This window comes from uncultured Fretibacterium sp., from assembly GCF_938040765.1.
In the GTDB taxonomy this organism is placed as follows: Bacteria; Synergistota; Synergistia; order Synergistales; family Aminobacteriaceae; genus CAJPSE01.
Map to the genome: position 1 here is coordinate 1 of NZ_CALIAA010000151.1, position 5,173 is coordinate 5,173.

At 63.6% G+C, this 5,173-nt stretch carries 2 pseudogenes; one reads left to right on the forward strand and one right to left on the reverse strand.

The features are described 5' to 3' along the window. Nucleotides 1-19: 19 nt before the first annotated feature. Nucleotides 20-67, forward strand: a pseudogene (locus Q0176_RS11225) (hypothetical protein); the annotation flags it as partial. A 528-nt stretch (nucleotides 68-595) separates the two neighbouring features. On the opposite strand, the pseudogene rpoC reads toward Q0176_RS11225, so the two are convergent. After that, nucleotides 596-5,173, reverse strand: a pseudogene (gene rpoC, locus Q0176_RS05575) (DNA-directed RNA polymerase subunit beta'); the annotation flags it as partial.

The window sequence follows — 5,173 nt, forward strand, 5'->3', positions numbered from 1 at the left end:
CGTAAACCCGGACGGGACCCTGAACTTTGTCCCGACCCCTGGCTTCACCGGCACGGCCATCATCACCTACACCATCTCCGATGGGAACGGCGGTACCGCCACCTCCACGGTGACCGTGAGTGTGCAGCCGCCACACGGCGGTCCCGGGACGCACAGGCCAAGCCCTGCGCATCCCCACGTGCCGGCAGCGCCCTCTGCGCCTTCTGCACCTGCCCCACGGCCGCCCTTTGGTTCCACCGGCCTGCACATCCTGTACGGCGGCCCGGCCAGCCATGGCCCGGGTGCCGGCCCCTGGTCGGGCGGACAGACGGCTGCAGGGCCTGAGGCCGCTTTTGCCGGAACAGGGGCAGAGGGCACGGAAACGCCCCGCATGCTTGGCCTGGACACGAGCCTCGATTTTGACCACAATGGGGATCAGCTCGTGGGCACGGAGATCAGCCAGTACATCCACGACACCGTCAACCACACCTGGGAGCGGGTTGAGCGCTGGTACGGCACGGGCACGCCCGGCGCCGAACTGCTCCGCTATGACGCCCTGGGCGGGGCTCAGGATCCCTTCAACGGCTTCCACAGCCCGATCGAGAGCAGGATGCTGGAGGATCTGGGCCGTCTGCTGGAAGGATGCGGCGCTCAGGAAGCTGTCCGTGGCCAATGCAGCCTTGGTGATGCCATGGATGAAGGGTTTGCACTCGGGGCTCTCCCTCAGCTTCCGGACAAAGGTGACGTTTCGGATCAGCACATAGGAATCGACCTTCGCGGAGAGGGGGCGGACGAATATCTCCACAGGCTCCCTGTCAACGATGGCATCCAGGACGTTCTTACCGATCTCCTGCCCCGAGGCCAGCGAGTCGACGGATGCGCCCTCCGTCAAGGTCATGTCCAGCAGAACCTTTCCGTAGATTTTCGAGGACAGGAAGCGCGCAAAGAGGTTCGCGCGCACGAAGATCCCCTCTTTGGTCTCAATGGCGGCGATCTCCCCCAAGGCCAGCCCCTGAACCACGCGGGCGTCCACAAACTGGGACACGTCCGACAAGGGGGTCCCCTCGCGATCCACAGCCTTCAAGAGCGTCTTTCCCCAGATCTCGTCATCGTTCATCAGGTCGTTCCGGAACATATCGACGACACTGACGTGCTCGACGTTATGCCAGACCTTGAGCTCGCGCACGTCGCGAGAGGCGATCAGATCCGCCGTCTCTCGGGTCACGGGGGTGTCCATCGGTACCAGAACCTCTCCGTCGACGGTGACGTCCTCGGCCAGCCACATGGACCCTACCATCTTGTCCAGCAAGTCCCGGTTTCGGACGAGGATGGGGCAAGGATCACCCGAGGTAATCAGGCGCAGATGGCCCGCGCTCAGGCGCTCCCCCTTCGCCACATGCCTTTCGCCGTCCGTGAGGTCCTCGACCAGTTCCAGCCCCTCCATCTGCTTACGGAAGGCAGCCTCGCCGATTACGACCTCGACATCGCGTCCTCCATGCTCCAGGGTCAGCATGGAGAGCATCATGCCCGGTTTGAGCAACAGGCGTATGGCCCCCTCGTCCAGGGGCTTGCCCAGCAGAGGCTGGATCTCCTCGTGCGCCTTCTCCACGGATTTCAGAAGGTCCCCGACGAAAATCCGAACCGCCTCGGCGACATAGCGCTCGTTGTCCTCCCGAATGCTCTTTTCCGCCTCTTCGATATCTCCGATCCAGACCAGGTCTCCCGCGACGAAGGAGGTATCCCCCTCCTCGATGACGCGTACCCGGTTGAGGGGAGCGACCTTGCGCAGGATGACCTCGATATGCTTATTGTTGATGGAGACGCCCTGAGAGTGGTAGACGTACTGGATCTCGTCCACCAGCATCCTCTGGACCGCGTCGATCCCGCTGACCTCCAGCAGCTGCTGCGGATCGATGCTGCCCTCGGTCAAACGGGTCGTCGTCCCGACCTCCATGCCCTCCTCGATATCCTCCCTGAGTTCCTGCGAGGCGGGGATGGTATGGACGATCCGCTCCGTCCCGTCCTCCGAGGCGACGATGACCTTGCGCTTCCCGTCCGAGCTTCGAATCTCCTCGACGACGCCGTCCAAGCCGGCCAAAAAGGCGACCTTCCGGGGCCGGCGAACCTCGAAGAGCTGCTCGATGCGCGGCAGACCCTGAGTGATGTCCTCGGCCTGATGCACGCCGCCCGTGTGGAACGTGCGCATCGTCAGCTGCGTTCCGGGTTCTCCGATAGACTGCGCCGCCACGACCCCCACGGCCTCGCCGATGGGAATGAGGTGGCGGGAGGAGAGGTCCATGCCATAACACTTCTGGCAGAGTCCCCTCTTGAGAGCGCAGGCAAGCGGACTGCGTACCCAGACCTCCTCGATGCCGCTCCGTTCGATAGCCGCGGCGTCGTTGTAGGAGATGATCTGCCCCTTGCGGACAAGGATCTCCCCCGTCTCGGGCGAGGCGATGTCGTTCAGTGCGGTCCGGCCCGCTATACGGTCGGCCAGGGGGATCATGACCTTCTGCTCGCTCGTCAGGGGACGGATGCAGATGCCCTTTTCCGTGCCGCAGTCGTGCTCGGTGATGATGAGGTCCTGAGCCACATCGACCAGACGGCGGGTCAGGTAGCCGGACTTGGCCGTGCGCAGGGCCGTGTCCGCAAGCCCCTTCCGGGCGCCGTGCGTGGAGATGAAGTACTCCAGCATATTCATGCCCTCCCGGAAGTTGGCCGTGATGGGATAGTCGATGGTGCGGCCCGTGGGGTCCGACATCAGGCCGCGGATTCCCGCCATCTGCCCCATCTGCCCCAGGCTTCCGCGGGCTCCGCTCTCCACCATCATCAGGACGGAGTTCCCGGGCATCATGTGCTCCGTGATCTTGTCGGCAATCTGCCGCGTCGCCCGGGACCAGAGCTTTCCCTTTTGGGCCAGGTACTCGTCGCGGGTCAGGAGTCCCATCTCGTAGTTCTCCTTGGCCACGTCGTCCTCCTTCTTCGTGGCCTCCGTGATCTCGGCTTTTTCCGGCGGGATGATGATGGACTTGACCCCGAAGCTGATCCCGCTCCTGGCGGCCCAGTGGTAGCCGAGGGACTTGACGGCATCCAGCATCTCCACGACGGCCGCACGGTCGATCCTGTCGTACGCGTCGTCCAGAAGGCGTCCGATGCTTTTTTTATCCAGCTGGTGGTTGACGTAGCACAGGGGAGACGCGATGATGCTGTTGAACAAAGCCCGGCCCGGCGAGGTCTCGAAGAACACCGTCGCGCCCTCCGGCGCCATGACGTCCCTCGCGTCCTCGACGATCTCGGCCTCGCCGTTCTCCCCCCTGTATTTGCGGCGTCCCTTGGGACGCGTGCCCCAGGAGGGGTCCTCCTTGAGCCATACGGAGGCATTGACGTGTACCGCCCCATGGTCGAAGGCCGAGAGGAGGTCCTCGATGTCCGAGAAGTGCATTCCCTCCCCCTGAACCCCAGGGCGCATGTCCGTAAGGTAATAGATCCCCAGCACGATATCCTGCGTCGGCGTGACGACGGGACGCCCGCTGGCCGGGGAGAGAAGGTTGTTCGCCGAGAGCATCAAAAGCCGCGCCTCGGCCTGGGCCTCCAGGGACAACGGAACGTGGACGGCCATCTGATCGCCGTCGAAGTCCGCGTTGAACGCCGTGCAGACCATGGGGTGGAGGCGGATGGCCTTGCCCTCCATCAGCACCGGCTCGAAGGCCTGAATGCCCAGGCGATGCAGGGTCGGGGCACGGTTCAGCATGACGGGGTGGTCCTTGATGATCTCCTCGAGAATCCCCCAGATCTCCTCGCGTCCCCGCTCGATGATGCGCTTGGCGCTCTTGACGTTCGGGGCCAGGCCGCGGTCCACGAGCTGGCGGACGACGAAGGGCTTGAACAGCTCGAGCGCCATCTGTTTCGGAAGCCCACACTGATAGATCTTGAGCTGCGGCCCGATGACGATGACGGAACGCCCGGAATAGTCCACACGCTTGCCCAGAAGATTTTGGCGGAAGCGCCCCTTCTTGCCGCGCAGGAGGTCGGTGAGGCTCTTCAGGGGACGGTTCCCCGCACCCAGCACTGCCTTGCCCATGCGTCCGTTGTCGATGAGGGCGTCCACACATTCCTGGAGCATGCGCTTCTCGTTTCGGATGATGATCTCCGGAGCCCGGAGCTCCTGAAGTTTCTTCAGGCGATTGTTGCGGTTGATGACCCGCCGATAGAGGTCGTTCAGGTCGGACGTCGCAAAGCGCCCTCCGTCCAGCTGCACCAGAGGACGCAGGTCCGGCGGGATGACGGGAAGGACGTTCAGGATCATCGACTGCGCCGAGGAGGTGCTCTTTCTGAAGTCCTCCGCCACCTGCAGGCGTTTGACCAGCTTGCGCTTCTTCTGCCCGCTGCTCTCCGCAACCTCCTCTCGCAATGAGGCGGCCAGAAGGTCGAGGTCCAGGCGGTCTATGATGGTCTGAACCCCGTCCGCTCCGATCCCCGCTTCGAATTTCTTGTCGTAGGCGTGGCACAGCGCCTGCTGGCGGTCGTAGATGACCTCGGCCCACGCGAAGGGAGAGGCCCCGGGCTCGACCACGAGGTAACAGGGATCATCTATCGTGATCCCCCAACGGACGGATGTGAACCGGCCGGGATATTTCTGCTGAAAAAGTTCGAGCTCGGTCTTGGAGACGATGCTTCCCTTCGTGAAGGGAAGTTTCAGGGCGGCGGTGACGACGAAGGCCTCGCTGTTCGAGATATGGGCCCGGCGAAAGGCCTCCGGCGCCCCGGCCGACTCCCGGTGTTCCTCGGCCTGCGACAGAGGGACGATGTCCCCGACCTTCAAAGGCAGGCCCTCGATTTCCTCCGTCAGCTCGAAGGCCGGCTCCACCTTGAAGATTTCATCCCCGTAGTCCGCCTTGAAGCGGGCCACCTGCTGCGCCGTCAGGACATCCCCCTCGCTGACGGGAATGTTGTCGACGTTCTCGAGGGAAAAGGCCTCCTCGGCCCGAAACTTGGGGTCGTAATGCGCATGGACCTTCATCTCGCTCTCGGAGATGACGGCCTCCTTGCGGGCCAAGTCCGTTCGGCGCCCTTCGGTCACGACCTTCCAGGCTCCTTCTTTCTTGCGCGTCGGGGCGAAGTAGACAACCTTCTCCAGCTCCTTCGCGCTGGTGCCGAGCAACAGGCTGAGCCGGCTCGGAATCCCCCTCAGATA